Annotated in this window: 26 protein-coding genes, 1 tRNA gene, 1 pseudogene and 1 other annotated feature; of the genes and pseudogenes, 7 read left to right on the top strand and 21 right to left on the bottom strand. The window is 34.4% G+C overall.

Going from position 1 to position 25,390, the window contains the following annotated elements; translation table 11 throughout:
• The 11 genes and pseudogenes from pheA to eis all read right to left on the bottom strand — a co-directional run bounded on the left by pheA (window position 1) and on the right by eis (window position 8,448).
• Entirely contained in the window at window positions 1-951 is a 951-nt protein-coding gene (pheA, locus tag ACLTBU_RS12180) for a prephenate dehydratase (RefSeq protein ID WP_177671715.1), read from the bottom strand.
• A 1-nt stretch (window position 952) separates the two neighbouring features.
• Entirely contained in the window at window positions 953-1,981 is a 1,029-nt protein-coding gene (aroF, locus tag ACLTBU_RS12175) for a 3-deoxy-7-phosphoheptulonate synthase (RefSeq protein WP_412219108.1), read from the bottom strand.
• A 103-nt stretch (window positions 1,982-2,084) separates the two neighbouring features.
• Complete coding sequence (locus ACLTBU_RS12170; protein WP_412182993.1) at window positions 2,085-2,216, bottom strand: hypothetical protein; 132 nt, start codon at window positions 2,214-2,216, stop codon at window positions 2,085-2,087.
• Between the two features lie 50 nt (window positions 2,217-2,266).
• The gene (rsmA, locus tag ACLTBU_RS12165) at window positions 2,267-3,151 is read right to left on the bottom strand and encodes a 16S rRNA (adenine(1518)-N(6)/adenine(1519)-N(6))-dimethyltransferase RsmA (RefSeq protein ID WP_177671713.1); all 885 of its coding nucleotides are present in this window, start codon (window positions 3,149-3,151) and stop codon (window positions 2,267-2,269) included.
• Between the two features lie 122 nt (window positions 3,152-3,273).
• Window positions 3,274-4,296 carry a ubiquitin-like domain-containing protein gene (locus ACLTBU_RS12160; RefSeq protein WP_177671712.1) on the bottom strand — a complete coding sequence of 341 codons (1,023 nt, stop codon included), beginning with the start codon at window positions 4,294-4,296 and terminating at the stop codon, window positions 3,274-3,276.
• Window positions 4,297-4,881: 585 nt separating this feature from the next.
• Window positions 4,882-5,646 carry a TatD family hydrolase gene (locus tag ACLTBU_RS12155; RefSeq protein ID WP_412219106.1) on the bottom strand — a complete coding sequence of 255 codons (765 nt, stop codon included), beginning with the start codon at window positions 5,644-5,646 and terminating at the stop codon, window positions 4,882-4,884.
• Window positions 5,647-5,756: 110 nt separating this feature from the next.
• A complete protein-coding gene (locus tag ACLTBU_RS12150; RefSeq protein ID WP_249332790.1) occupies window positions 5,757-5,957 on the bottom strand; it encodes a heavy-metal-associated domain-containing protein in 201 nt (66 codons plus the stop codon).
• 25 nt (window positions 5,958-5,982) lie between these two features.
• Window positions 5,983-6,252 (bottom strand): annotated as a pseudogene (locus tag ACLTBU_RS12145) (heavy metal translocating P-type ATPase); the annotation flags it as partial.
• Between the two features lie 143 nt (window positions 6,253-6,395).
• Window positions 6,396-6,989, bottom strand: coding sequence for a 5' nucleotidase, NT5C type (locus ACLTBU_RS12140; protein WP_177671710.1), 594 nt, complete (start codon window positions 6,987-6,989; stop codon window positions 6,396-6,398).
• A 71-nt stretch (window positions 6,990-7,060) separates the two neighbouring features.
• A complete protein-coding gene (locus tag ACLTBU_RS12135) occupies window positions 7,061-7,261 on the bottom strand; it encodes a hypothetical protein (RefSeq protein ID WP_177671709.1) in 201 nt (66 codons plus the stop codon).
• A gap of 14 nt (window positions 7,262-7,275) precedes the next feature.
• Window positions 7,276-8,448, bottom strand: a complete 1,173-nt coding sequence (eis, locus tag ACLTBU_RS12130; RefSeq protein ID WP_412219102.1) for an enhanced intracellular survival protein Eis — start codon at window positions 8,446-8,448, stop codon at window positions 7,276-7,278.
• Window positions 8,449-8,608: 160 nt separating this feature from the next.
• On the opposite strand from eis, the gene ACLTBU_RS12125 reads away from it, so the two are divergent.
• Entirely contained in the window at window positions 8,609-9,973 is a 1,365-nt protein-coding gene (locus ACLTBU_RS12125) for a glycoside hydrolase family 18 protein (RefSeq protein ID WP_320649688.1), read from the top strand.
• Window positions 9,974-10,139: 166 nt separating this feature from the next.
• Here ACLTBU_RS12125 and metG read toward each other — a convergent pair whose 3' ends face one another.
• Window positions 10,140-12,098 carry a methionine--tRNA ligase gene (metG, locus tag ACLTBU_RS12120; RefSeq protein ID WP_412219099.1) on the bottom strand — a complete coding sequence of 653 codons (1,959 nt, stop codon included), beginning with the start codon at window positions 12,096-12,098 and terminating at the stop codon, window positions 10,140-10,142.
• Between the two features lie 142 nt (window positions 12,099-12,240).
• Window positions 12,241-12,810: an NUDIX hydrolase gene (locus ACLTBU_RS12115; protein WP_177671705.1), complete on the bottom strand. Its 570-nt coding sequence runs from the start codon at window positions 12,808-12,810 to the stop codon at window positions 12,241-12,243.
• Window positions 12,811-13,019: 209 nt separating this feature from the next.
• Window positions 13,020-13,284 (top strand) — a binding site (T-box leader).
• 66 nt (window positions 13,285-13,350) lie between these two features.
• Here ACLTBU_RS12115 and ACLTBU_RS12110 point away from each other — a divergent pair.
• The 4 genes from ACLTBU_RS12110 (at window position 13,351) to ACLTBU_RS12095 (ending at window position 17,161) form a co-directional block, all read left to right on the top strand.
• Window positions 13,351-14,382: a methionine ABC transporter ATP-binding protein gene (locus tag ACLTBU_RS12110; protein WP_320649689.1), complete on the top strand. Its 1,032-nt coding sequence runs from the start codon at window positions 13,351-13,353 to the stop codon at window positions 14,380-14,382.
• Complete coding sequence (locus tag ACLTBU_RS12105; RefSeq protein ID WP_177671786.1) at window positions 14,351-15,031, top strand: methionine ABC transporter permease; 681 nt, start codon at window positions 14,351-14,353, stop codon at window positions 15,029-15,031. Before ACLTBU_RS12110 ends, ACLTBU_RS12105 begins: the two co-directional genes overlap by 32 nt.
• Window positions 15,032-15,071: 40 nt before the next feature.
• Complete coding sequence (locus ACLTBU_RS12100) at window positions 15,072-15,896, top strand: MetQ/NlpA family ABC transporter substrate-binding protein (RefSeq protein WP_412219096.1); 825 nt, start codon at window positions 15,072-15,074, stop codon at window positions 15,894-15,896.
• Window positions 15,897-15,994: 98 nt separating this feature from the next.
• Window positions 15,995-17,161 (top strand): M20 family metallopeptidase, encoded by a 1,167-nt coding sequence (locus tag ACLTBU_RS12095; protein ID WP_177671702.1) that lies wholly within the window; start codon window positions 15,995-15,997, stop codon window positions 17,159-17,161.
• A gap of 70 nt (window positions 17,162-17,231) precedes the next feature.
• Here ACLTBU_RS12095 and ACLTBU_RS12090 read toward each other — a convergent pair whose 3' ends face one another.
• Entirely contained in the window at window positions 17,232-18,575 is a 1,344-nt protein-coding gene (locus tag ACLTBU_RS12090) for an amino acid permease (protein ID WP_412219094.1), read from the bottom strand.
• A 146-nt stretch (window positions 18,576-18,721) separates the two neighbouring features.
• On the opposite strand from ACLTBU_RS12090, the gene ACLTBU_RS12085 reads away from it, so the two are divergent.
• Entirely contained in the window at window positions 18,722-19,066 is a 345-nt protein-coding gene (locus tag ACLTBU_RS12085; protein ID WP_177671700.1) for a PH domain-containing protein, read from the top strand.
• A gap of 97 nt (window positions 19,067-19,163) precedes the next feature.
• Here ACLTBU_RS12085 and ACLTBU_RS12080 read toward each other — a convergent pair whose 3' ends face one another.
• Both ACLTBU_RS12080 and ACLTBU_RS12075 read right to left on the bottom strand, forming a co-directional pair.
• Complete coding sequence (locus ACLTBU_RS12080; RefSeq protein WP_177671699.1) at window positions 19,164-20,822, bottom strand: phosphoenolpyruvate carboxykinase (ATP); 1,659 nt, start codon at window positions 20,820-20,822, stop codon at window positions 19,164-19,166.
• A gap of 188 nt (window positions 20,823-21,010) precedes the next feature.
• Window positions 21,011-21,589, bottom strand: coding sequence for a DUF1836 domain-containing protein (locus ACLTBU_RS12075; protein WP_177671698.1), 579 nt, complete (start codon window positions 21,587-21,589; stop codon window positions 21,011-21,013).
• A gap of 169 nt (window positions 21,590-21,758) precedes the next feature.
• Here ACLTBU_RS12075 and trhA point away from each other — a divergent pair, with 169 nt between their 5' ends.
• Window positions 21,759-22,406, top strand: coding sequence for a PAQR family membrane homeostasis protein TrhA (gene trhA / locus ACLTBU_RS12070; RefSeq protein ID WP_177671697.1), 648 nt, complete (start codon window positions 21,759-21,761; stop codon window positions 22,404-22,406).
• Between the two features lie 42 nt (window positions 22,407-22,448).
• On the opposite strand, the gene ACLTBU_RS12065 is transcribed toward trhA, so the two are convergent.
• The 5 genes from ACLTBU_RS12065 to ACLTBU_RS12045 form a co-directional block, all read right to left on the bottom strand.
• A complete protein-coding gene (locus tag ACLTBU_RS12065) occupies window positions 22,449-23,024 on the bottom strand; it encodes a DUF975 family protein (RefSeq protein ID WP_177671696.1) in 576 nt (191 codons plus the stop codon).
• Window positions 23,025-23,142: 118 nt separating this feature from the next.
• Window positions 23,143-23,340 (bottom strand): cold shock domain-containing protein, encoded by a 198-nt coding sequence (locus ACLTBU_RS12060; RefSeq protein ID WP_177671695.1) that lies wholly within the window; start codon window positions 23,338-23,340, stop codon window positions 23,143-23,145.
• Window positions 23,341-23,588: 248 nt separating this feature from the next.
• On the bottom strand, window positions 23,589-24,326 hold the full coding sequence (locus ACLTBU_RS12055) for a hypothetical protein (protein WP_412219090.1): 738 nt from the start codon (window positions 24,324-24,326) through the stop codon (window positions 23,589-23,591).
• Between the two features lie 83 nt (window positions 24,327-24,409).
• The gene (locus ACLTBU_RS12050; RefSeq protein WP_177671693.1) at window positions 24,410-25,147 is read right to left on the bottom strand and encodes an alpha/beta fold hydrolase; all 738 of its coding nucleotides are present in this window, start codon (window positions 25,145-25,147) and stop codon (window positions 24,410-24,412) included.
• Between the two features lie 104 nt (window positions 25,148-25,251).
• Window positions 25,252-25,333: transfer RNA gene (locus tag ACLTBU_RS12045), tRNA-Tyr, on the bottom strand.
• Between the last annotated feature and the right edge of the window lie 57 nt (window positions 25,334-25,390).

Here is a 25,390-nt window from a genome sequence, read left to right as displayed (position 1 = left end):
CTATAATTTAGCATACTGCTTGTAACCACCCAATATGCTGAAATACTCACTTTCTTTGCTAACTTTTCCAAGTGCAATAAGCATGTTTGCATCTTCAAGATGCCCTTCTAAGTCTACAAAGAAGAAGTAATGCCACGATTTCTCTCTAAGTGGCCTTGATTGTATCTTAAGCAAATTGAGTCCATTATAAGCAAAATGGGACAAAATATTATAAAGTGCCCCACTTGTATGTTTAGTAGTAAATACTATACTTACTTTATCACATTCAGGAGTGATTTGCATGGTTTTTGATAAAATAATGAATCTAGTGAAATTATTAGATTTCGTGTTAATTTCTTCTTGTAAAATGTGTAAATTATAAAGTTTAGCCGCACGCTGGCTACAAATAGCTGCCTTAGAAACATCATTAAGTTCACTTATATACTTTGCTGCCATAGCTGTATTAGCATAAGGAATCTGCATAATTTTCGGATGATTTTTTAGGTACTTTTGACACTGCCCTAGGGCCTGTGGGTGGGTATAAACTTCCCCAATATCATCTAGAGTAGAACCTTCTATCCCTACTAGATGATGCGTCACCTTTACTATCTCTTCACCTATAATATAGAGGTTATACTTCCTAATAAGATCATAAACATCTATTACCTCTCCTGTATAGGAATTTTCTATAGGCAATACACCATAATCTATGTCTCCCTTTGTAAGCGCCTCCATTACATCTTCAAATTCGTCATATCTGCTATATGACGCTTCACTTTCCTCGAAATAACTTTCAGCAGCTTCCTCACTAAAAGATCCCCTTACGCCCTGATAACCTACTTTAGGCTTTTCTACCTTCTGCGTGTTTAGTCCTTTTTCGATTCCTGCTAATAGACCTAGGTCATCTATATAAAGTTTCTCTATAGATACTTCTAGCTGTTTTTTTATCCCCTTATAATTTACATCTTCCATATTATTGTCCCCTTCTAATTGTACGACCTTCTATCTCTACATATTTTCTCATTTTATCTACAGCTTTAGCGAAGCGGTCTGGTGTGATAGATTGTGGCCCATCACATAAAGCTTTCGCCGGGTTATTATGCACTTCAATGATAACACCATCTGCTCCAGCTGCAATAGTTGCCATACACATTGGCTCAATCATATAATTAAGACCAGTTGCATGGCTTGGATCAACAATAACTGGAAGGTGACTCATTTTCTTCACAGCTTGAACCGCCGATAAGTCTAAAGTATTTCTTGTATAAGTTTCAAATGTACGAATCCCTCTTTCACAGAGAATAACATTTTCATTACCCCCCGCCATAATGTACTCAGCTGCCATTAACCATTCTTCAATTGTAGCAGAAAGCCCTCTCTTTAATAAGATTGGTTTATCTGTTTTACCAAGCTCTTTAAGGAGTGCAAAGTTTTGCATGTTTCTTGCTCCTACTTGGATAACATCTACATCCTTCACAAATTTTTCAATTGTTTCAGGGTACATGATCTCTGTTACAATTGGAAGCCCTGTAACTGCTCTTGCTTTTTTAAGGAGCTCTAAACCATCTTCTTCAAGACCTTGGAATGCATAAGGAGAAGTACGTGGTTTATAAGCACCACCTCTAAGGAAAGTTGCTCCTACACTTTGTACACTCTTAGCTATTTCTGTAATCTGATCTTCACTTTCTACCGAGCAAGGACCTGCAATAATAGCAAATTCATCCCCACCAATACTACTCTCACCTACTCTAATAATGCTATTTTCAGGATGGAATGCACGATTTGCTTTTTTGAAAGGTTCTTTTACACGCATTACCTTATGAATACGCTCATCTGTTCCTATGTCTTCTAGTGTAATTTTAGATGTGTCTCCAACTAAACCCAAAACTGTACACTCACTACCCTCTATAGGATGAATCTGTACCTCATAACTGTCTACAAGTTCACTTATTAAATTGGTTACATCTTTTTGCCTAACGCCTCTTTTTAATACAATAATCATATGAATTGCCCCTTTTAGTTTAATTTTATATATAAAAAAAGCTCCATGCACGCTATATGCATAGAGCTTAGAATAATCTAAGGAAACGGGATATGAAATGATATCACCCTAATACAGTATATAGCGAACGTTTATTTTTTTCACAGCAAAAAGTACCAGCGCTAAAATAAAAGTAGCCCCAGCTAAAAAAGAATGTATAAAATTTTGCTGTAATAAACATTGCTATACGATTCATTTCTTTTCCTCCATTAATTTAAATTAAGGTTTATTATATGCTTTTGCTTTTTATTTGTCAATTAAGTTTTTTCTATAATTGTCTATATAATTCGAGAGCATTGCGTAATCATCTAATGAAAGTGTTTCTCCTCTAGTGCTCGCACCTATCCCACTTTCATCTAAAACATTTTTAATCTCTTCTTTGCTAAGACCTAAATTACCATTTGAAGCAAGGGTGTTAAGAAGAGTTTTACGTCTTTGCGAAAACGCTGCTTTTATAATTTTAAGTAGTTGTTCTTCATCATTGATGTCTACAATAGGTTCTTGATGAAGTGTAAGTTTAATAACTGCTGAATCTACATTTGGTCTTGGCATAAAGCAGTTTTGTGGTACATTAGCTACAAGATAAGTATCACAATAATATTTCATAGCCACTGTAATAGCACCATATTGTTTACTTCCTGGGCCTGATGCCATACGATCTGCTACTTCTTTTTGAACCATAACTGTAATACTTTCAATTGGTAAGTTATGTTCAAGGAGCATCATAATAATTGGAGTTGTAATGTAATAAGGTAAGTTTGCTACTACCTTAATACGTCTATTTGGAGATTCTTCTGCAATAAGTTTATGAAGGTCTACTTTTAAGACATCCTTATGGATTAATCTAAAGTTCTCACATCCCCCAAACTGTTCTGTAAGGATAGGGATAAGCTGATCATCAATTTCAATCGAAATAACTTTACCTGCATTATCAATTAAAGCTTGTGTTACACTCCCAATCCCAGGTCCAATTTCAATTACACAATCCTCTTTAGTAATTTCAGCAGCATTTATGATTTTATCTAAAACGTGTGGATCAATTAAAAAGTTCTGACCAAACTTCTTTTGAAACACAAAAGGATATCTATTAAGTACAGCCTTAGTACCTTCTGGTGTTGCTATTCGGGTCATAATACTTCCTCCTTTATTTTTTCTATCATATCATATATTTTAAAGTTCTGCATAGCCTAGTCTTTTTAAAGCGAAAAAAAGGATGAACCTTCGCTCATCCTTATTATATCCATTATTTAATTTTAATAGTTTTTACGTTCCGCCTGAACGTCGATATTTTGGTCTTTTAAGATATAAACTTCTTTATCACGTCTTCCAAAGCTTCTTGCTTCACTACGTGTATTCATAAATAAGTCAATATCATGACCCTTAATCGCTCCGCCTGTGTCACCTGCTATTGCGATGCCATAGTCTTCTACATATAGAATCGTTCCAAGAGGGATAACCTTAGGGTCTACAGCAACCATTCCTACAAATGTAGGTCTTCCACTTGCTGTAATACCAGCCCATTTATCACCATCAATGTCTGTATAAGCTGTCGCTTCTAAAGTAAGTGCTTTTGTATACTCATAAGTTTTTCCAGTAGCAGAGTCTTTAATAACGTTCTTTTTGCCTTCTTTAACCACTTTTGTTTGTGGCTCTGTTAAAGTAATTTCTTGTTTGATGGTTTCAGATTGTACTTCACCACCAAAACGCACGATTTCAACTGTTTTTTCTGCAAGGCCGTTTACGCCTTCTGTGATGACTTTTTGTTCACCCGGTGCAAGATTTGCTGTTTCTTCTACTTTCACTTCAAAAGGAATTTCTTCTTGAACGATTTCAATTGAAACTTCTCTTGTCTTTACTTCTACATTAAGGCCATCTTCAACAGGTGTATCTAACGCTGGTGTTATAGTACTATGTTCATCAATTTTAATATGTCTATTCTCAATTAATTCACCAACTGTTAAGGCTGTTGTCTTTAATGTGCTTGTAGTACCATTTACGTCTACATTTACTGTAGGCCTCCATCTCTCAACAACAATTTTCATACCATCTTCTATTGTTGTGTCTAGGCTAGGTTCTACCACATCTTTTTCACCTAATACAATTTCTTGTGCTTTTAATATATCTTCTACAGTATTGTTTAATGTCTCATATTGTGTTACTTTCCCATCTTCTACAATAGCAACTGTTTTCGATAGGGATTGATACGCTGTGATTGTGCCTGTTCCAAGCATAAACAGCGCTACAATCAATAAAGCTATCCTACTTCGATTTTTCATGATTACCTCCTTGAATTCGGTTGCTACTTTGATATTAAAGTTTAGTATTATTTTTATTTATCAAAGCAGTAAGGTTTCACCCTCTCATTTCTTCAATCGTGCTAATCGGCGCTTTACTGGAAATAAAATATAGCTCATTTTTTACAAGCTACAATATAAATTGTAATATAAATTGGCTTTTAAATCAAGCCTTTTGTAATACTTACCCTTAACCAGCACGTTTTTTGCCATTTTCCATTTCCCTGGATACTTTATTTTTCAATGGTTCTAGCCAGAGTTTAAAATTTTTTCCATTTTTCCAATTTAATAACTTCGTAACATTTACTTAATAACATTTATATGCGTATTTTTAAAATCTATTACTAAAATTTAAAAATTTAGCTCTCTAATCAAATTATTTACCAAAATTATACAATTAATACGCCTGTTATCTATTTTTGTATCTTTATATAAATATACAACTAGTTTAGTTATACTATACTTTCTTTAACTTTTTAAATTTTATCTTTCTCTTAATTTTTACCCATAAAAAAATGGAGACTTTTTTGTCTCCATCCTTGATATTATCTATATTCTACAGCCTGACTATTTTTCTATTCTAAATAGCCTTTTTGTATTTTCCATTGTTACTTTAGCTACTTCTTCCTCTGTAATACCTTTAATTTCTGCTATTTTTTGAATGACATAAGATAAGTAGGAAGAATCATTACGTTTACCTCTATGAGGAACTGGTGTCAAATAAGGGCAGTCTGTTTCAATTAAAATTTTATCTAATGGAATATGTTCTACTACTTCTACTGCTTTTCTAGCATTTTTAAAAGTAAGAGATCCACCTATTCCAATGTAAAATCCACGTTTTACATATTCTTTAGCTAATTCATGGCTGCCTGAAAAGCAATGGATTACACCTTCTTTAACTCCACTTGCTACAATGGTATCAAAAGTAAGCTGACAAGCATCTCTACTATGTATACTTACTGGCAGCTCTAACTTCTTAGCTAATTCTAATTGCATTTTAAACCATTTAAGCTGATTTTCTTCTGTAGAATGGTTATAGTAAAAATCAAGACCAATCTCTCCAATACCTACAACTTTAGGATGCATAGTCATTTCTTCTAACTCTTCAAGGTCCGTTAGAGTCATTTCATCTACTTCATGAGGATGAACTCCTACTACAGCATAGATAAATGGATACTCTTCTGCTAATGCAATGCTTTCTCTAGAAGAAGGCATATCTGCCCCTACATTTATAATATAACCGACACCTTTTTCATGTATATCTTTTAAAAGTGCGTCTCTATCTTCATCAAAACGTTCATCATTATAATGTGCATGTGAATCAAAATACATAGTAATCTCCTTTTAATGTTTCATTCTTACTAATTTGTATTATAGCAACATTCTCTCAAAAATAAACCACTTCTATAAATAAAAGGCTATCCATAATGGTAGCCCGTTTTCTAATCTTCAATACTTAGTACATTATAACCTGCTTCTTCAATAGCCACTCTTACAGACTCATCAGAAACCGTTCCTTCTACATAAGCAGCTTTTTCATCTAACTTCACCTCAATATTAGTCACACCACTTAAACCTTCTAACGCTTCCTCAATATGTCCTACACAATGTGCACAACTCATTCCATCAATATTAACTTTCACTCTTTATACCTCCTTATATATTTGATTATTTATTTAATGCATTAAGCATTACAGAAACTGAACTTAAACTCATAGCTGTTACTGCAAACATCGGGTTCAAAAGAAAACTTCCAAATATGTGCAGTACGCCCATAGTTACAGGAATCCCTAGCGTATTATACCCAAATGTTTAGAATAAATTTTGTTTAATATTCCTAATTATTTTCTTACTTAAATCTATAGCTCACGGTACATCCATAAGGTCACTATGCATAAGTACAATACTTTCAGAATCTATAGCAATGCCTACACCTGCGCTTGCTAAAGCTGTTAGACTCTTTCAAAAAGCACATACCTTTCGAGACACTCTTTATAAGTATTATGGGTGTTTTGCTTGAAATTATACAAAAGGGCTGTGATACAACCCATAAATACGTTGCATCACAGCCCTTTCTTAATTTAAATTGCAGTTTCTTCTTTCTCAAAATAATGTGTATACTGCCCTGGATAGCATTCATTCATAATCCACTCTTCAAACTCTAACCAATTACCAATACGCGTATAGTCTATGCCTTCTTTTCTATTATGCGGTCTATCAAATATAATAGGTGTTCCCCCTACTTCTGCAAAATCCTTAATATTATGCAAACCGTCATCTAATAAGTAATCTCCTTTAATCATTTGCTTTTTAGAACATACAATAACATGATTAAGTGGGAAAAATGGCATATACTCCTTAATCCATTCATGTTTTGGCTCCACAGATGAAGGATGTGCTGCTGTTACAATATACATCTCAAATAGATTACTTTTATATAGTCTCTCAAAGACTTCAATGGCATTGGCTACAGGCTCTAATTCCCTAAACAGCTTTGGCCTATGCATAACATCTAGGATCTGCTCACCAAAAATAGATACTAAATCCCAGTCTACACAATCTTCTATAGTAAAATCTGTATCATATTCTTTATTAAATTCTACTATAACTCCCTTAATATATTCTGCTAACACATCATCTTGATCTACTAACAAGATAGGTTTTCTTGCTTGCAAAATCCTCACCTTCTTTCTTATATCGGTCTACTCTTTTATGTCATTTGAAAATGTATGGTACTATTATTTTATTAAAAACCAGCCTTTTCGTTCCTTAATCGCTCTAACTTTTCTATTCTGTCCATAATAGCTTGTTTCTTACGTTTAATAGACTCTGGATTTTGATTATAAGGAGAATTTTTAAACTGAATATCTAGCGTGTTCAGTAATGCTCTTTGTACTTTAAGCTCTTGTTTAATAAGTTTAAGTTCTTCTTTAATGTCCTTCTCCATGTCACACTCCTTATCTAGAAGTAGTCATATAAGGCTACCTCACTTCTAGTTGCTTTAAATAACTCCATAATATGTTCTTTATTCTGATACCATTCCACTGCCTCTACTTTATCTATGTCTTTAAGTGTCTTAAATCCAATTATAAGTTGCATTAATTCTCTTACATCTATTTTAAAATCAGGCTTTTCCTGTACTTGCTGCACCTCTACCTGATTTGCCTTAATAGTTACCTTGAAATAGCCATTGTTCCATTCACAAATATCATCTTCTACCTGTATTATAAAAGTACCTTCTTTTATAAAATTGTAGCATTCTAGGGCCTTAACTACATTAACAATTCTCCCCATCATATAGCTTATAAGCTTTGCTTCACATCTTGGATTAGGTAAGACATCTAAAATTAGATCATGTTCTTTAGCTTCTATACTCACTGTAGTAACCTGCGCATTATGAACATAAATGTAGTTAAAGAAGCTTCTTAAAGCTTTCATACTCGTATACTGCATCTCTACAACTTCCAATTGAAGTTTTTCATGAACAATTTTATAAATCATATAGCCTTCTACTTGGCCTTGGTCATTTCTATAAAGAACAGTGTAATGGTCTAATTTTTTACTTGTACGCTTACCCCATTGCACATCATCACGTATACAAGAACCATTTAGTTGCTTAATGTAAGCTTCATAAAAATCTTTAAGCTCTTGCTCATTCTTTGCTGTTACATAAGAAATATGTCCTTCATTTTTAAAACGTTTTAATCTGTCAACCTCGAAGACATATTGCATGTTATTATAACACCATTTCCACCCTAACTTCTGATAAAATTCATATGAAAATGGAGCAAGCATTGAAAAAACGGCACCTTTTTCATACATGACTTTAAGGCCTTCTTGAATGAGCCTACTACATACGCCCCCACTTCTATACGTACTGGCTGTTGTTACACCTCCAACACCTGCCATAGAAACTGGTTTTGCTTCTATATAAATAGTCTTATATGGTATAGTAATGCAACTTGCTAATACTTCTTCATCTAATAATCCAAGAATAGTCTCTCTATCTGGAGTTGATAGAAGCCAATCTAATCTAAAATCTTCTTCTGTGCACATTTTGAAGCAATAACACATTAAGTCTATAAAACGTTTTTCATATAACTCCTTTTCTTTATTTAGCTCTACTAATCTCATTTTTTTGCTCCTTTTACCTTAAAATACTTTCTCTCTTCATTTTATTTTACTTGTTCCTTATTTTTTTTGCAAAACTTAATTATTTTGGCTTTGAACAAGCAACATTGGAAACATCTTGAAATATTATTAATATATACCATAAAAAAGGAGTTGTTTATTCATGCCACGTATTCCTCAAATAGGTTATAAATTTCCTCAACTTCGTGGAATGAGTAGTAATAATAAGTGGACAGTTGTTTGTAATGCCCCTACATCCTATCTTAAAAATACTAGTTTATTAAGGGGTCCGGATGAAATCCTTCATCAAAATGATATTCAAATCGTACAGCTCCCTAGTCGAACCACAGATACTACTCTTTATATTATAGATCCTAGTGAAATTCTCAGAGCTATCATTCATGATGATATCTCTTCTCCATTAACTGCTTCCCACGTTGTGACTATTGTAGATTCTCTTAAAAAAGGTTATAGGCCTGAAATTCAAAGTGTTTCCAACCAACCTACTAACCCAGCCTGTCCTAATATCCAAAAAGTAGTAGGTGAATATGTTCTTGGCGATCCTCAAAATGTAGACCCATTTCTTTTAGACTTTGTTATTTATGCTTTTGCACTTATTCAGCCTGATGGGTCGCTAGATGTATATTCTAGAAGATATCTTCAGGAACTTGCTAACCTTAGATTTTCAGACCCTAATCTTAAAGTTATATTAGGTATTGGTGGCTGGGGTAATGATGGCTTCTCTGACGCCGCTCTTACACCACAGTCTCGCTACAATTTTGCTAGAGAAGTTAGAAGCTGGGTAGATGAATATGACTTAGATGGGGTAGATATTGACTGGGAGTATCCTGGTAGTAGTGCCGCTGGTATTACTTCAAGACCTCAAGATAGAGAAAACTTTACACTCTTACTCCAAGCATTACGTGATGTATTAGGTTCCGATGCCTGGATTAGTGTAGCTGGCACTGGGGATGCATCTTATATTCGTAATGTAGATATTGCAGGTATTGCCCCTATTATTAACTATTTCAATATTATGGCCTATGACTTTACAGCTGGTGTAACAGGCGCTCAAGGTGCAAGACATCATTCTAATCTTTTTCCATCAGACCTTGCCTTTAACAATATAAGTGCTGATTTATATGTTCAAAATCTTATTAATGCTGGTATGCCTCCAGAACAGCTTCTACTTGGTCTTCCTCTTTACGGCAGAAATGGTGCCACAATTACAAGGACCTTCGATGAAATCCGTAGGTCTTACCTTAACACAAATGGTTATACTGTAAGATGGGATAATGTTGCTAAAGCTCCTTATATCGTTGACCAATTCGGAAACTTCTTCCTTGCCTTTGATAACGGCCTTTCTATTTACTTCAAAGGCCAATATGTTGCTGATAATTGTTTAGGTGGCCTTTTTACATGGCAAACCAATATGGACCAGGCAAATATATTAGCTAATGATATGTATCTTGCTATTAATGACCCAAGAACATTAGAAGAAATCCTTGCACAAGAATATTTAGGTTAAGAAAGAAGCTATATCTATTGAAAACATTATTCAATAAAGTAGCCATGCAGCTTCTGAAACAAAAATAGCGTTAGTAAACTTGTATCTGAATTTGAACATTTTAAAAGATCATGATATAAAAAAGGTTGATGTAAACATTATTTACATCAACCTTTTTATTTGTAAATTATTTAACATCTGCACCATGAACCATTTCACCAAGTGGTCCCACTGCTACTAAGTTACCCTCATCATCTGATGCACAAAGTACCATACCTTCTGAAAGAATACCACGAAGTTTAACTGGTTTAAGGTTAGTTACTACAACTACCTTTTTACCTACAAATTCTTCTGGAGCATAGTATTTAGCAATACCTGATACGATTTGTCTTACTTCATCACCAATTCTAATTTTAGAAACAAGTAATTTATCTGCTTTTGGTACGCGTTCACATTCAATTACTTCACCAATTTTAAGTTCAACTTTTGCAAAATCATCAATTGTAATTTCTTCTTTAGCTGGTTTAGCAGGTTTTTCTTCTACTTTTGGAGCTACTGCAGCTTTTGCTGCTTCCATAGCTGCTTCAAGTTCTGCTAACTCTTTATCTTTATCAATACGAGGGAACATATTTGTGCCTTTTTTAGCATGAACAGAATTTGGCATTGTACCCCATGTATGGATTGTCTCCCAAGCTGTAAGTTCCCCACGACTTAAGCCAATTTGTTCCCAGATAAGCTCTGGTGTACGAGGCATAAATGGTTCAATCATAATACTTACAATACGTAATCCTTCTGCTAATGTATAAAGTACACCTGCAAGTTTTGGTTTGTTTGCTTCATCTTTTGCAAGTACCCATGGCATTGTTTCATCAATGTATTTGTTGAATCTTCTAATCATTACCCAGATATCTTCAAGGGCATTGTTAAAGAAGAGTTTTTCCATATTTTCTTCCATTTTTTGTGTTTGAATACGGACAACTTCTTGTACATCTGCATCAAACTCATTACCTTCATGTACTTCTGGAAGTACGCCGCCTTCAAAGTATTTTTCAATCATAGCAACTGTACGTGATGTAAGGTTACCAAGATCATTAGCAAGGTCTGAGTTGATACGTGAAATAAGTGCTTCATTTGTAAAGTTACCGTCTTGTCCGAATGCAATTTCACGAAGAAGGAAGTAACGGATTGCATCACTACCATAGCGACTTACAAGTGCACTAGGATCTACTACGTTACCTTTAGATTTACTCATTTTACCACCATCGATTACAAGCCATCCGTGACCAAATACTTGTTTTGGAAGTGGAAGGTCAAGCGCCATAAGGATAGCTGGCCAAATGATTGTATGGAAACGGATAATCTCTTTACCTACAAGGTGCACATCTGCTGGCCAGAACTTATTGTAAAGCTCATCATTGTCACTACCATAACCAAGTGCTGAGATGTAGTTTGATAAAGCATCAAGCCATACATATACTACGTGATCTGTGTCAAACTCTACTGGAATACCCCATTTAAATGATGTACGAGATACACAAAGATCTTCAAGACCTGGACGAAGGAAGTTATTCAGCATTTCGTTTTGTCTTGTTTGTGGTTGGATAAATTCTGGGTGATCTTCAATGTGCTTAATAATACGATCTTGGTATTTTGAAAGCTTGAAGAAATAAGATTCTTCTTTTACTTTCTCAACTGGTCTACCACAGTCTGGGCATTTGCCATCTACAAGTTGATGTTCTGTGAAGAATGTCTCACATGGTGTACAGTACATACCTTCATATTCACTCTTATAGATATCACCTTTATCATAAAGTGCCTTAAAGATTTTTTGTACAGTAGCTTTATGGTCTGCATCTGTTGTACGGATAAATTTATCATAGCTAATGTCCATTGTTTTCCAAAGGTCTTTGATCCAATCTACAATGCCATCTACGAATGCTTGAGGTGTTACACCTTCTTCTGCCGCACGGCGTTCAATCTTTTGACCATGTTCATCTGTTCCTGTAAGGAACATTACATCATATCCACGAAGTCTTTTATATCTTGACATGGCATCTGCTGCCACAGTTGTATACGAATGTCCGATGTGAAGCTTATTACTTGGATAGTAAATAGGGGTTGTAATATAAAAAGTTGGTTTGCTCATTACTTACCCGCCTCCTTTGTTTTGTTTTCATTATCTCTTATAGTATTATAGATACAATTGTATCTGTTTACAACACCACTACAGAAAATATTACCTACATTTACTATAGTGTGACTAAATTTTTCAGGTTTCATACTTCTAACTATAAATTATAGATTTTCATTTTTTCAAGAAACTTTTTATAAAGAATAAGCATGTCTGGCTCATTGTCTACATACTTATCTAATTCCTCTATAGCAATCCATTTAACACCACTATTTTCATCTGGTTTAACTCTAAGTAATTCTTCTTCATCTACCTCTACAAGGTATGCAATAGATAAGTGTAAATGAGCTGATACATACACACCTTTTTTAATATGCGCTGGTACAGGTAGTACATCTAAAGAAAGTATCCCTTCTGATAGAACTTTTACCTCTTGAACGCCAGTCTCTTCCTTCGCTTCCCTGATGGCTACACCTAAAAAATCTGTTTCTCCATCTGTATGACCACCAGTCCATGACCATGCATTGTAAATATTATGATGAATCATTAGTACTTTGTCTCTTGTTTTATTAACAATAAATCCTGAACTTGAAAAATGTGCTACTGGATTTTCTCTTGTAAGCAAATTATCATATGCATCCATACAAGTTAAAATTAAAGCTTTATCTTTTTCTTCTTGTTCATTATAAGGCTTGTACTGTCTTATTTCCTGCATCCACTTTTCCATGTTTTTACTCCTAAGTGCCATTTTCTTTTTATTGTACCACAGCTTCTTCAGGCCTATAAAATATTTTTCTTATAGGTAAAATAGAATATTTTTACACTATGATATAATTTATTTTATAGTTATTATTCACAATTCTTATCCTATTTTCAAAAAATATATTGCAATTGGTTTTTGTCTTATGCTAAACTTCACATTAATCAAATGAACGTACAAACGCCTTGAAAAGGAGAGTAAGTTTAGGATGTCTCTTACCAGAGAGCTTCGGTAGCTGAAAAGAAGCAGAGAATAATAAACTGAATATGGCCTTGGAGTGGTGCACCGACTGCCCTTATAGGGTTTAGGCTGCAACAGGATTCGCCTGTTATAGCGATAGAGTATACTCATCTTATTAGATGACGTACTTGAAGAGATCTATTTCGTGAGGAATAGATGAATTAGAGTGGTACCACGGTGTATATATACCCCGTCTCTATAGCATTAAAAAGCTATAGAGACGGGGTTTTTTGATTGCCTTAAAAAACTTATAGGGAGGCCTAGAAAATGATTGAAATTAAAAATGTTAGTAAAACATTCAAAAGCAAAGAGACTCATGTAGATGCATTAAAAAATGTAACACTTACAATAGATAAAGGTGATATCTTCGGTATTATCGGTTATAGCGGTGCTGGCAAGAGTACACTGCTCCGCTGCATTAATGGACTTGAAGTGCCAACTTCTGGTGAAGTACTTCTCCTGGGCCAGGACATTACACAGCTTAAAGAAAAAGAACTTCGCCATATACGTAAAAAAATTGGCATGATTTTTCAACACTTTAACTTAATGCATAGCAAAACAGTTTTTGAAAACATTGCGTATCCACTTAAAAGTCAAAAGCTTGGTAAATCAACTATAGCCAATAGAGTTAAAGACCTCCTTAGACTTGTAGACCTAGAAGATAAAGTAAATAGCTATCCTTCACAACTAAGTGGTGGTCAAAAGCAAAGAGTAGCTATCGCCCGTGCCTTAGCTACTAACCCAGAAATTCTACTCTGTGATGAGGCTACTTCTGCACTCGACCCACAGACTACACAGTCTATCCTAGCTCTACTTAAAAAAATCAATAAAGAGTTAGGTATTACTATTGTACTTATTACACACCAGATGGAAGTGATTAAAGAAATCTGTAACAAAATTGCCGTTATGGAACATGGCTGTGTTCTGGAAGTTGGCCAGCTTATTGATGTGTATACCCAACCACAAAGTCAAATCACTCAAGATTTTCTGGCAAAAGATATGCACTTTGAACGTTTAAGCCTACCTCACGAAGGTGAAATAGCTAAGATGCTTCACTTAAAATATATAGGAGGTTCTACAGGTTCACCTTTAATCTCTGCTTTATCTCAACACTTTAAAGTAACTGCTAATATTACCTTCGGTAATATTGAGAAACTGCAAGATATCTTAGTTGGGAACCTCGTTATTGATTTACATGGTAGTGAAGAAGAAGTACAAAAAGCGCTTGATTATATTAGACAACATATTGAAGTGGAGGTTATAGATGATGAACGCATTATTACAAGAACTAGTGCCTAATGTTATAGAGTATTTCCCGGAAATGATTAAAGCCCTCAATGAAACTTTTGTTACTGTGGGTATCTCCGGTCTTATCGCTTCTCTTATCGGTATTCCTTTAGGACTTATCCTTCTCATTACAAGTCCTAAGCATATTTTGGAAAACAAAGTAGTATACAGCATACTTTCTAAAGTGATTAATGTCTTTAGATCCATTCCTTTTGTTATTTTGATTGCTGCTATCGTACCTTTTACACGCTTTGTAGTCGGCACAACTATCGGTGTTAAAGGGGCACTTGTTCCTCTTATTGTAGGGGTTACACCTTTTATTGCAAGACAGGTTGAAGTAGCACTTCAAAAAGTAGATAAAGGTGTACTTGAAGCTGCAAAAGCTATGGGGAGTAGTCCTTTAGAGATTATCTTTAAAGTTATTATTCCTGAAGGCCTTCCCAACATCGTGCATGCTGTAACTATTTCACTTATCAGTCTTATTGGCTTCTCTGCAATGGCTGGTAGCGTCGGTGGTGGTGGCCTTGGAAACTTCGCTATCCAATATGGTTATCAATACTTTAAAACGGACATTATGGTTGTGACTGTTATTCTCTTACTTATTATCGTTACCCTTGTGCAAAGTATTGGAGATTACATTGCAAGAAAGCTTACACATTAAATTAAATTAAATTATTTATAGATTGAAAGGATGATAAACAATGAAATTTAAAAAATTAGCTCTTTTAACTTTAAGCCTTGTGACTGCAACTTCTATTTTTACAGGATGTGGTACTAGTGAAGATGTCTCTTCAGATACTACTAAAATAAAACTCGGTGTAAATGGTACAGACTTTAGAATCTGGGATTATATCCAAGAAGAACTTGCTAAAGAAAATATTGAACTCGAAGTGATTAGCTTTGCTGATTACATTCAGCCAAATACGGCTTTAGACCAAGGTGAAATTGACATTAACTCTTTCCAAACTAACATCTACTTTGAACAGTTCAAAGAAGAACATAAATTAGACCTTACAGCACTCGGCAACACTGTATTTGCACCAATGGGCATTTATTCTGACAAACTTGATAATGTAACTGACATTGCAGAAGGTGGGCTTGTAGCTATTCCAAACGACCTTACAAATGGTGGCCGTGCACTTCTTCTCCTCGAAGAAGCTGGTCTTATTGAAGTAGATGATGCAGCTGGTCTCATCCCTACATTAAAAGATGTAACAGCCAATCCAAAGAATCTTAAAATTCAAGATATGGCTGCTAACCAAATTCCACGTTCACTTCCAGATTTAGATTTAGCGCTCATCAACAATGGGGTAGCTGTTGACGCTGGATTTAAACCACTTGAAGACTCTATTTATATAGAAGATCCTGAATCAGAAAACGCTTTCAACTACTATAATATCTTTGCTGTTAGAACAAGTGATAAAGATAATGCAGCACTTAAACGTTTAGTAGAGATTTATCAAACAGACGAAGTAAAAGCACTTATTGATGAAGTTTATGATGGAGCAATGCTTCCAATATTTTAAAATACTTGTATGGGTATACAGAGTGTGTATATAACTTGTTAGGGAATAATTTGTCTTTATAAATATAAATGAATAAAATACTTACGGAGGTAACGAAAATGATTGCTAGGGAAATAATTTTAGATACAGTTGCTGCAATTAATGAGCGTTTAGTAGAGATTAGCCATGCTATTCATGCTAGACCTGAAATAAGTAATGAAGAAGAGTTTGCGTGTGAAATACTCTCTAAAGAATTACAATCACATGGGTTTGATGTAATAACAGATATTGCTGGTCATAGAACGGGATTTATCGCTACCAAATCTAGTAGTAAAGCGGGGGCTACTATTGGATTTCTAGCCGAATATGATGCACTCCCTGGCCTTGGGCATGCATGTGGTCATAACATTATTGGTGTAACAAGCATTGGGGCCGCTATTGCACTAAGTAAAGTTATTGATGATATTGGAGGTACTATTAAAGTATTTGGCACACCTGCTGAAGAAGGTGGCGTAAATGGAAGTGCTAAAGCAAGCTATGTAAAAGCTGGCTTATTTGAAGGAACAGATGTAGCTATGATGATCCATCCAGGTTCTCACAATCAAAAAACACCATCTTCTCTTGCTATTGCACCTATGGACTTTGAATTCTTTGGTAAGCCTGCCCATGCGGCTAGCTGCCCTGAAGATGGTATTAATGCTTTAGACGCTTTACTGCTCTTTTACAATGGTATTGCTGCTTTAAGACAACAACTTACATCTGATGTACGTATTCATGGGGTTATTTTAGATGGCGGTCAGGCAGCTAATATTATTCCTGACTATACTAGAGCACGTTTTTATCTTAGAGCTGCTACAAGTGAAGGTTTACAAGAAGTTATTAGAAAGGTTAAAAGTATTGCAGAAGGTAGCGCACTTTCTACAGGCTGTACTACTAAATACACCCATATTCAACACGTATTAGATAACCTTTCTCCAAATGCTATATTAGATGATATTTTTGCAACTACGCTTGAAGAATTAGGTGAAACAGTTTCTACTGTAGACCGCGCAATGGGTTCTACAGATGCAGGCAATGTTAGCCATGCTATACCAACTATTCACCCTACTCTTAGTATTTCAGATACGCCAATTCCTGCTCATACAGTAGAATTTGCATCAGCTTGTATCTCACCTAAAGCAGATGCTTCTATCAGCCTTGGAGCTAAAACACTTGCTTTAACAGGGCTTAAGGTATTAACTGATAGTGCATTACTTGAAAATATTAAACGTACCTTTACTGCTTAATATTTTTCTTTAATATAGAAAAACACCTTAAAGTAGACTTCAAACCTACTTTAAGGTGTTTTTTCATGCTTTATTTTATAGAATGCCCTACTTCACCTTGTAACTTCTTATAAACATAGAAAGGAATTCCTACTAACATAAGAATAAATATCCACATAGCACTTTCTGAGCCTGCACCATAGATGATGTAAATTGCATAACCAAAAGCAATTAATGAAAGGAACCCATGCTTAAGGAAACTTAATAAGGTTAATTTGTGTTCCTTTCTAAATGTAAGTATGATCTCTGCACATGCTGTTAAGGCATAAGCTGGAATGAAGGATAATGTTGCTAAGTTAATCATAAAGTCAAAAGCTTCTGTTAGGTTAGATACATAGTTTAAAAGTAATAATGCATTTGTACATAAACTTGTGATGACTAATGCTACAACTGGTGTATTGTATTTTGGATGTACTTTTGCAAAGAATTTAGGGAAAAGCCCATCTTCACCTGCTGCATAAGCAAGTCTTGCAGTTGTGAGTACCCATCCACTTAATGCACCTGCAGCGGCAATAACAATACCACCAGAAATAAAGTAACCACCCCATGTAGCACCTGTTACATAATTCATAATATCCGCTAGAGGTGCTTGTGTAGTTGCTAACATATTCTGTGGCATACTTCCCATTGCAAGAACAGATAAGAAAATATAAATGAGTACAGCTAACCCCGTTCCAATAACTGTACTTCTTTTAATATTTTTCTCTGGATTTTTAATTTCTCCCCCTGATATAGTCGCACTTTCAAGTCCTACAAATGACCATAGTGTAATAGCAATAGCTGCTGGAAGTGCCCCTAAGCTGTTTGCCTCTTCAGATACAGAGGTTGTAAGATTTGCTGCATCAAATCCAATGCATGCAATAACCATAAAAACTAAAATAACACCTATTTTAATTACTGTTGTAATAATGCTTACATAGCCTGCATTTTTTACACCTTTATAATTAATATAAGTAAATATCCATAATAATAAGGAAGAAACAGCGAAAGCTAAAATACCGTTTGTCCCAAGTGCTGGAAAGAATGTAGTCAGATAGCGTATAACTGCTGTAATAATAGCTGCATTTCCGATCCAAGATCCTAACCAGAATGTCCATGATACAAGAAATGCCATAAACTCACCGAAAGCTTTATGGGTATAAACAATAGGCCCCCCTGTTGCAGGATATTTTGTCCCAAGGTTAGCAAAAGATAGGGCTAATAACATAGATCCTAGTCCGGTAATCACCCATGCTAAGACAGTAACTATTGGATTTGCCACTTGAGCGAGACTCTGCGGCGATGTGAAAATTCCTGAACCAATCATGTTTCCTACAACAATGGACGTTGCAGCGGCAAGACCCAGTTCACGCTTTAAATGTGTTTTGTTTTTCATGATGTCTCCTTAAGTTGCTAAAATAAACTTTTATCCCTATTATGTGTAAATCCTTTCATTATATAAGTTACTAAGTGCATAGACTAATTCTAAAAATTAGATTATACTTTTCATAAAGTTTATCTAATTTTTAGGAGGTTATACACATGGGATTATTTGGTGGTAGTAAGACAGATAATACATCTCAATTTGAGCGATACCTTATAGAAGGTGAGGTTATTGAGGCTGTTTATCGTCTTGTATTAGATGAAATTTGTTTTACTAACAAACGTATCATCTTTATTGATAAAGAAGCTTTGTCTACAAAAAAACAACTCATTTCACTTCCTTACCATTCCATCTACTATTTCGGGGTCGAAAAAGGTGGAGTTTTCGAATTTGATAACGAAATTAAATTATACACTAAAGGAACACATTTTTCTATTGAATTTAGTAGAGGAACAGATATTTTAGAAGTTGAAAAATTACTAGCCTCCCACATTTGCAAGTAATTATACTTTTTCTGTCATATTTATTAATAAAATTAAAAAGATAGTAACTAGCCTTAAAAGCTAGTACTACCTTTTTTATCTCTTATTATGTATGAAATTAAATAGTGTGTGCTTCATCCACAACTTTCTGTAATGCCTCTAAAGCATCAGCTGGAAGTTTATCAAAGCCACCTTTTTCTGTATCACGAGATTTGATGAAATCTACGCGATCTTGCATACGTTTTTGTAATTGTTCAACGTAATTTTCATCTTCAAGGTTTGGTATGAAACCTTCAAGTTCCATAATTTCAATATCAGAGAATGGTCCCCATGGCTTAAATGTAGCTCTTCCTTCTACTACTGCTTCAAGTGCACCAAGTGTATCTTTTGGTGTTACTTTTTTACCCATAAAGTCCCCTGTATTTACGATATAGCAATCTACGTTTCTTTCAGCAACTAATGCTTTGAACTTTTCGTAGTCATTTACAAGTGGGTATGTTCTAAATGGGTTAGCATATGGCTCAACAACTAACGCATTAGGGTCAACCCCTGGAGCAAGTCTTTCTGCACTTGAACGTTTTGTAGCAAGTGTAGCACCCATTACAGAAGCAAGTTCTGCTCCACTTAATTTAACGATTGGTGGAATTGTAGGGTCCTTCATAATCCAGAAGATTGCATTAACTGGTTCTTCAAATTTATTTACACGATTTGGTGACCAAAGAATAGATTTAACAGCACGACCATTACCATTACGAACATCTTCTGTGACTGGTACAATCTTACCATCTTCATCTACTGTAGCACCACAGTTTTGCATTGTAACAAGGTATTTATTATCTTCACATGTAAGTGGATAATCTTGAGTTTTATCAAAATATGCTGGTTCAAGAGCTACTGATGAGCCATTTTCTGTTGAAATAACAAAAGCATCATCATGAAGTACTGTAATATCGTATTTACCACCATGGCGAGCATGTGTAAGAGTTGATTTACCTGAACCTGAAAGTCCAAATACACCAGCAACGAATGATTTACCTTCACCAAGGTTATAACGTTTTTGTCCACCATGGCATGAAGCATATCCATGACGGTTCGCCATAGCCCACGCAAGGGTTAATGTACCTTTTTTATGTTCTCCAAAGTATCTCATACCTAAGATAGCAGCACAGTTATGTTCTGGATCAAAGAATGTAAGACCCATTGGATGATCTGGATGTGACCAGTCTGGATCTGAGAATATATAAAGATCTCCTTCTGGATACTCTTTAGATTCTGCATACATTTTAGCTACTTCTTCATTAATAGCTTGGAAATTCAATAACCAAGAGTACATAATATTTTCTTGAGTTTCTGGGATACAAAGATGCGCTTTTACTGAGAAGTCTTTATCAAGGCCTACGATTGCTTGTGCATGATACAGTTTTTTAGTACGAGCTTTGTAAATTGCTTCGCTAATTTTAAGAGCATATTCACCTTGATTTACACCAGGTTCTCCCATAATTTTACGAGCTGCTGCTGCGCGCCCACTTACTGCACCGTCATTGAAGAGAAGAATTTTTGTATCATCATCTAAACCAAGTAAATCTGGTCTATAAACAGGAATATCTGTCACGATTGTTCCCGGAGCATTTTTTGCAAGTTTGTAAGCTTCCTTTAATGAAGTTACAGGTGTTACATTATTACCATAAAATGCTGTTTCAATTGTTGTACGAATTTGTCCAAAGATAGGGTTATTCGCACCAATTTCTGTTCTTGGAAATCTAGATTTTGTTGCCATTATGAAATCCTCCTTCGTTTATAAAAAATAATTGTACGCCTATTTAGGAATAATCTTCAAAATAAAATCCTTTCCCAAATCTAATTATCTAATTTGTTACAATATTTGTCAACACAAATTTCAGACATTAATAATAAATTAACAACTTTTATACTAGTTTATCCAATAAATAAAGAGTAGCCTAATGACTACTCCTCTCCCTTAATACATTTATCTATAATGTGCTCTGCTAACCTTTTATGGTAAGTAGCTTGCTCTATTAAAGTACATACTAACAACATAGCCCCTACCTTTTCATCGTGTATTTGCATTTTTTCCATTTCTTCATTGACCATTTCTATACGCTTTTCAATTCCAAAATTGAAATAAGATAACTCCTTATCTCGGCATGCTAAATATGCCTCATAAAAATTTGCTAATTTATGACTATCTAAGTTCTCATCTATTTTTAAGGATGAAAATAAATCTTTTATGTCTCCAATGCTAATAATACCTTTAAGATGGTAAAGAAGAATCATAAGAATAATATGATCTTTAGTATATTTCTTTTTATGTGCAGGCATTAATACCTTATCTTTTGTGTAATTGTTAATCATTGTTTTAGTCAAAAGCTTGTCCCCCTCATAACGCTTTGTATGACTAAGCTTGCTTTCAAACAATGTAATAAGCTGATCCATATATAAATCAAGGTCTGGAATATCTCCAAGTCCTATATATTCTTCAAGGCCTAATTTAGCAACTTCTTCTTCTAACCATTTACTCTCCATGTCCGTAGCCTCCTTGTGTTTCTTGATTTTATCATACCTAATCCCTTTTATAAAATCAAGCCAAATTATTATAGAAACTATATTGACTACAATATGTATATTATGATATATTTTAGTTATAATATTAAGTAGTATTTAAAACTACTTGTCAAGGTTAGGGGATGTTTCAATGAATCAATACATTAGAGAACCTATTAACGCTTATACTCATCTTATAGGTGCCGGCCTTTCTTTTATCGGTACTATATTATTACTTATATATGGTGGCAAAGGTTCGCCACTTACTACAACAGCTATCGTGTCTATTACTATTTTTGGTTTAAGCCTTGTAGCACTTTATACAGCTAGTGGCATTTACCATGCAGTTAGAGCCAATCAAGCTGTTTTACTTAAACTTAAGAAATTAGATCATTCTATGATTTTTATACTTATTGCAGGGTCTTATACACCATTTTGCTTACTTGCTCTTACAGGTGCATGGCAAATTAGTATTATTACCATAATCTGGTCTCTTGCTATTATAGGTATTACCCTTAAAGTTTTCTGGATTAATATGCCTAGATGGATTTCAACAGGTTTTTATATTGGCATGGGCTGGGTTGCTGTTCTTGCATTAAGTCCACTTTCTAAAGCCCTTAATACAGGTGGTCTTACATGGTTAGCATTAGGCGGTATCATGTATACTATTGGTGGTATTATCTATGGTCTAAAAAAGCCAAATATCTCTAAAACATTTGGCTTTCATGAATTATTCCATATTTTTGTTATGCTAGGCAGTGCATGCCACTACTGGTGTGTTTTTAATTATGTACTTTAAACTAAGATAGGATACCTATATAAGGTATCCTATTTTTAATTCCTATTGATTAGCAAGCTTCTTATAAGTATTAGCCATTGTCACTTGCATATAAGGTATAAGCCAAAAGTACCCTATTCCAAAAGTTAATGTTGCTAATATTCCCCATCCTATAAATGATAGCTGCAAAATGAAAAGATCCATTTTATGCCCTTGAGTCATACGTTTACTTTCATTCATAGCTTCTCGTACAGTTATTTCAGGATGATCAGCTAAAATATAGAAGCTCATACAATAACTATAAGATTTAATAATACCAGGAATGATAAATAACAGTGTCCATAAAAAAACCCATAGTAATTGCCAAAAGAAAAGTCCTATTGATTTACCAAAGTTTTTAAAGCCACTGAAAGCATCCTCTATTCCTAGAGGTTCTCTTTGAATAACTTTAAAACATATAATAATATAACTCAAAGTACAAGCTCCACTTATTATGTAATTACCTAAAAAACCAATATAGGGAATAAACTGTATTCCTATAAGCAAAATTGTAATAACAAGAAAAAGGCCTCCTACTATTCCCCAACGTCCTTTTAACTGCTCCTTACTTGCGGCTTTAACTTCTTCCCTTGTAAACATTCTATCTCCTCCTTAATTTTATTAATCCCTATTAAACTTATTAAGAAGCAATAAAAAATATACCTAATTTATACATAAAAATAGCCTATAAGCATATGCTTATAGGCTTATTATTTCATTATTTACGAATAACGTTAGCAGCTTGAGGTCCTCTGTTGCCTTCAACGATATCGAATTCAACTGTTTGACCTTCTTCTAATGTTTTGAATCCTTCTGATTGGATAGCTGTGAAATGTACGAATACGTCATCTCCATCTTCTCTTTCAATGAATCCAAAACCTTTTTCTGCGTTAAACCATTTAACTTTACCTACCATGTGCTAGGCCTCCTTATTTTAAAAAAAAGTTACTGCTAAAACACTGTACTACAAAACGCTTTCGGTCCAGTGTTTTATAGAACATGCGGCCTACCATCGTTTAATTCCAATATTTTAACTTACATGATTAGGATAACACATGTATAATAAATAATCAAGGAATTTGTCTTCATTTTTTTGTACAATTTGACTCAAATATAGTCAATTTAAGTGAAATTATTATTCGTATTTTTTTATTAAACTACTTTTTAAAACTTTGAAAATACTTCTATACTTTCCTCAATAGGCATGCCTTTTTCATTAATTGTAAAAAGATATAGTGTACTCTCATCTAACCAAAAATTCAAAGTTAGTTTTTCACTTTGCTCTTCTTTTTGCCTAGATAGCATGAGTCTGTTAGGTGCTATTACTTTATAAGTTTGTTGATCCCATAATACATCCATGTAGGTATCATTAAATAAATCTTCTTCAAAACTTAATACTCTTTCATCTTGAGATCGCCACTTACCTTGAAGTAATTCTTTAGCTTGCCTATTAGAATCTGGTAGTGGTGAATCTATAAATTCGGCTGTCTTTCCTATAATAATACTTTGTATTTTATTGTTATTACCTATTACATAGATAATAAAATCTGTTGCAACACCATAATGACTTTCCCTACCATAAGAAATCTTAACTGTGTGTTCACCCTTATTAATCCACTCTTTTGGATAAATCTCTTCGATCTTATCTACGGAATCTCCCACTTCAATTGAATCTACTTCATAGTTTTTACGGTTAATGAGTAAGGCTAAAATTTCATTATTGTCTCCGTATTTTACTTCTATACCTTTTTGTTCTAATTCTTTAGGAAGTTCTTCTTCATAAGATTTTCCTATATAAGCTTGAATATCAATTTTACGTTCTCTCTCTCTAAGCATGCTTACTCCTAGTATACTTCCTAAACCTACTATACTGATTACAACGTATACCCCATACTTTTTCATCCTCTGTCCCTCCTAAAATTAGGTTGTATCAGTATAGCATAGCTGTAAATTTTTTACAATTATTTCCTGTCGACTACCTTTGTCTATTTATGATTTAAAAAGTCTAATAGGATAGTGTTAAATAGTTGTGATTTATTATAGGGAATATCATGCCCATGTTTTTCTAATATCTGAATCTTACAATACTCTGGATTAAGCTTTTGAAGCAGCTTAACTGAAGCATGTATCTCCTCATTCTCTTTGCTTCCTGCTAAAACTAACATAGGAATCTTTAAGTCTCTATATTCATTGTAATCTTCAATGTTAACACCTTGCTTCACCATAGCAATAAGATTCTCTTTTGTTGTATTTTTACAATAAGTAATAAAACGCTCTTTATCATTCTGATTCATTCCTACCATCTGAGCTTGTAACTTAGCAACCCACTTTATATGCATTAAACTTCCCATTTGATTCATACTCTCTACGACTGATTTAAGTGCTTTTTCACTTTTACATACCCATGGACTTATTAAAATAGCCTTATCAAAATAGGCTTCTCCTTTACAAAGTATAGGAATAATAAGCTGTGCTCCTATAGAGAAACCAACAATCGTTATCTTGTCTTTTCCAAGAGACTTTATAATATCTAACACACCTTCTACACACTTATCTAATGTATAATCTTTACTAGCTTCTTCTCCATTACCATATAAATGTGGTAATACTAGATGATACTCTGTAGCTAAACTATATTGTCTTGAAAATCCTAATGGAAGACCTGCCCCATGTAGCATAATAATAGTATGATTCTTTCTATCACCCATTTCATCAAAATACATATCCTATCCTCATTCCTTTTACTAATGTCCTGAAATTCTTTTTATTATGATACACTATTTGAAAATACAAAAAAAGTGCAAGATTACATCTTGCACTTTGGTAGTGGAGGGAGAAGGATTCGAACCTTCGAAGGCGGTGCCAACAGATTTACAGTCTGCCCCCTTTGGCCACTCGGGAACCCCTCCATAAATTTGGCAACCACCTACTCTCCCAGGCCGTCTCCAGCCAAGTACCATCGGCCG

It is taken from the genome of Zhenhengia sp., from assembly GCF_046966505.1.
GTDB classification, from domain to species: Bacteria; Bacillota; Clostridia; order Lachnospirales; family Cellulosilyticaceae; genus Zhenhengia; species Zhenhengia yiwuensis.
The sequence above is the reverse complement of the archived record's forward strand: the minus strand, read 5'-3'. Positions and strand labels throughout refer to the sequence as shown.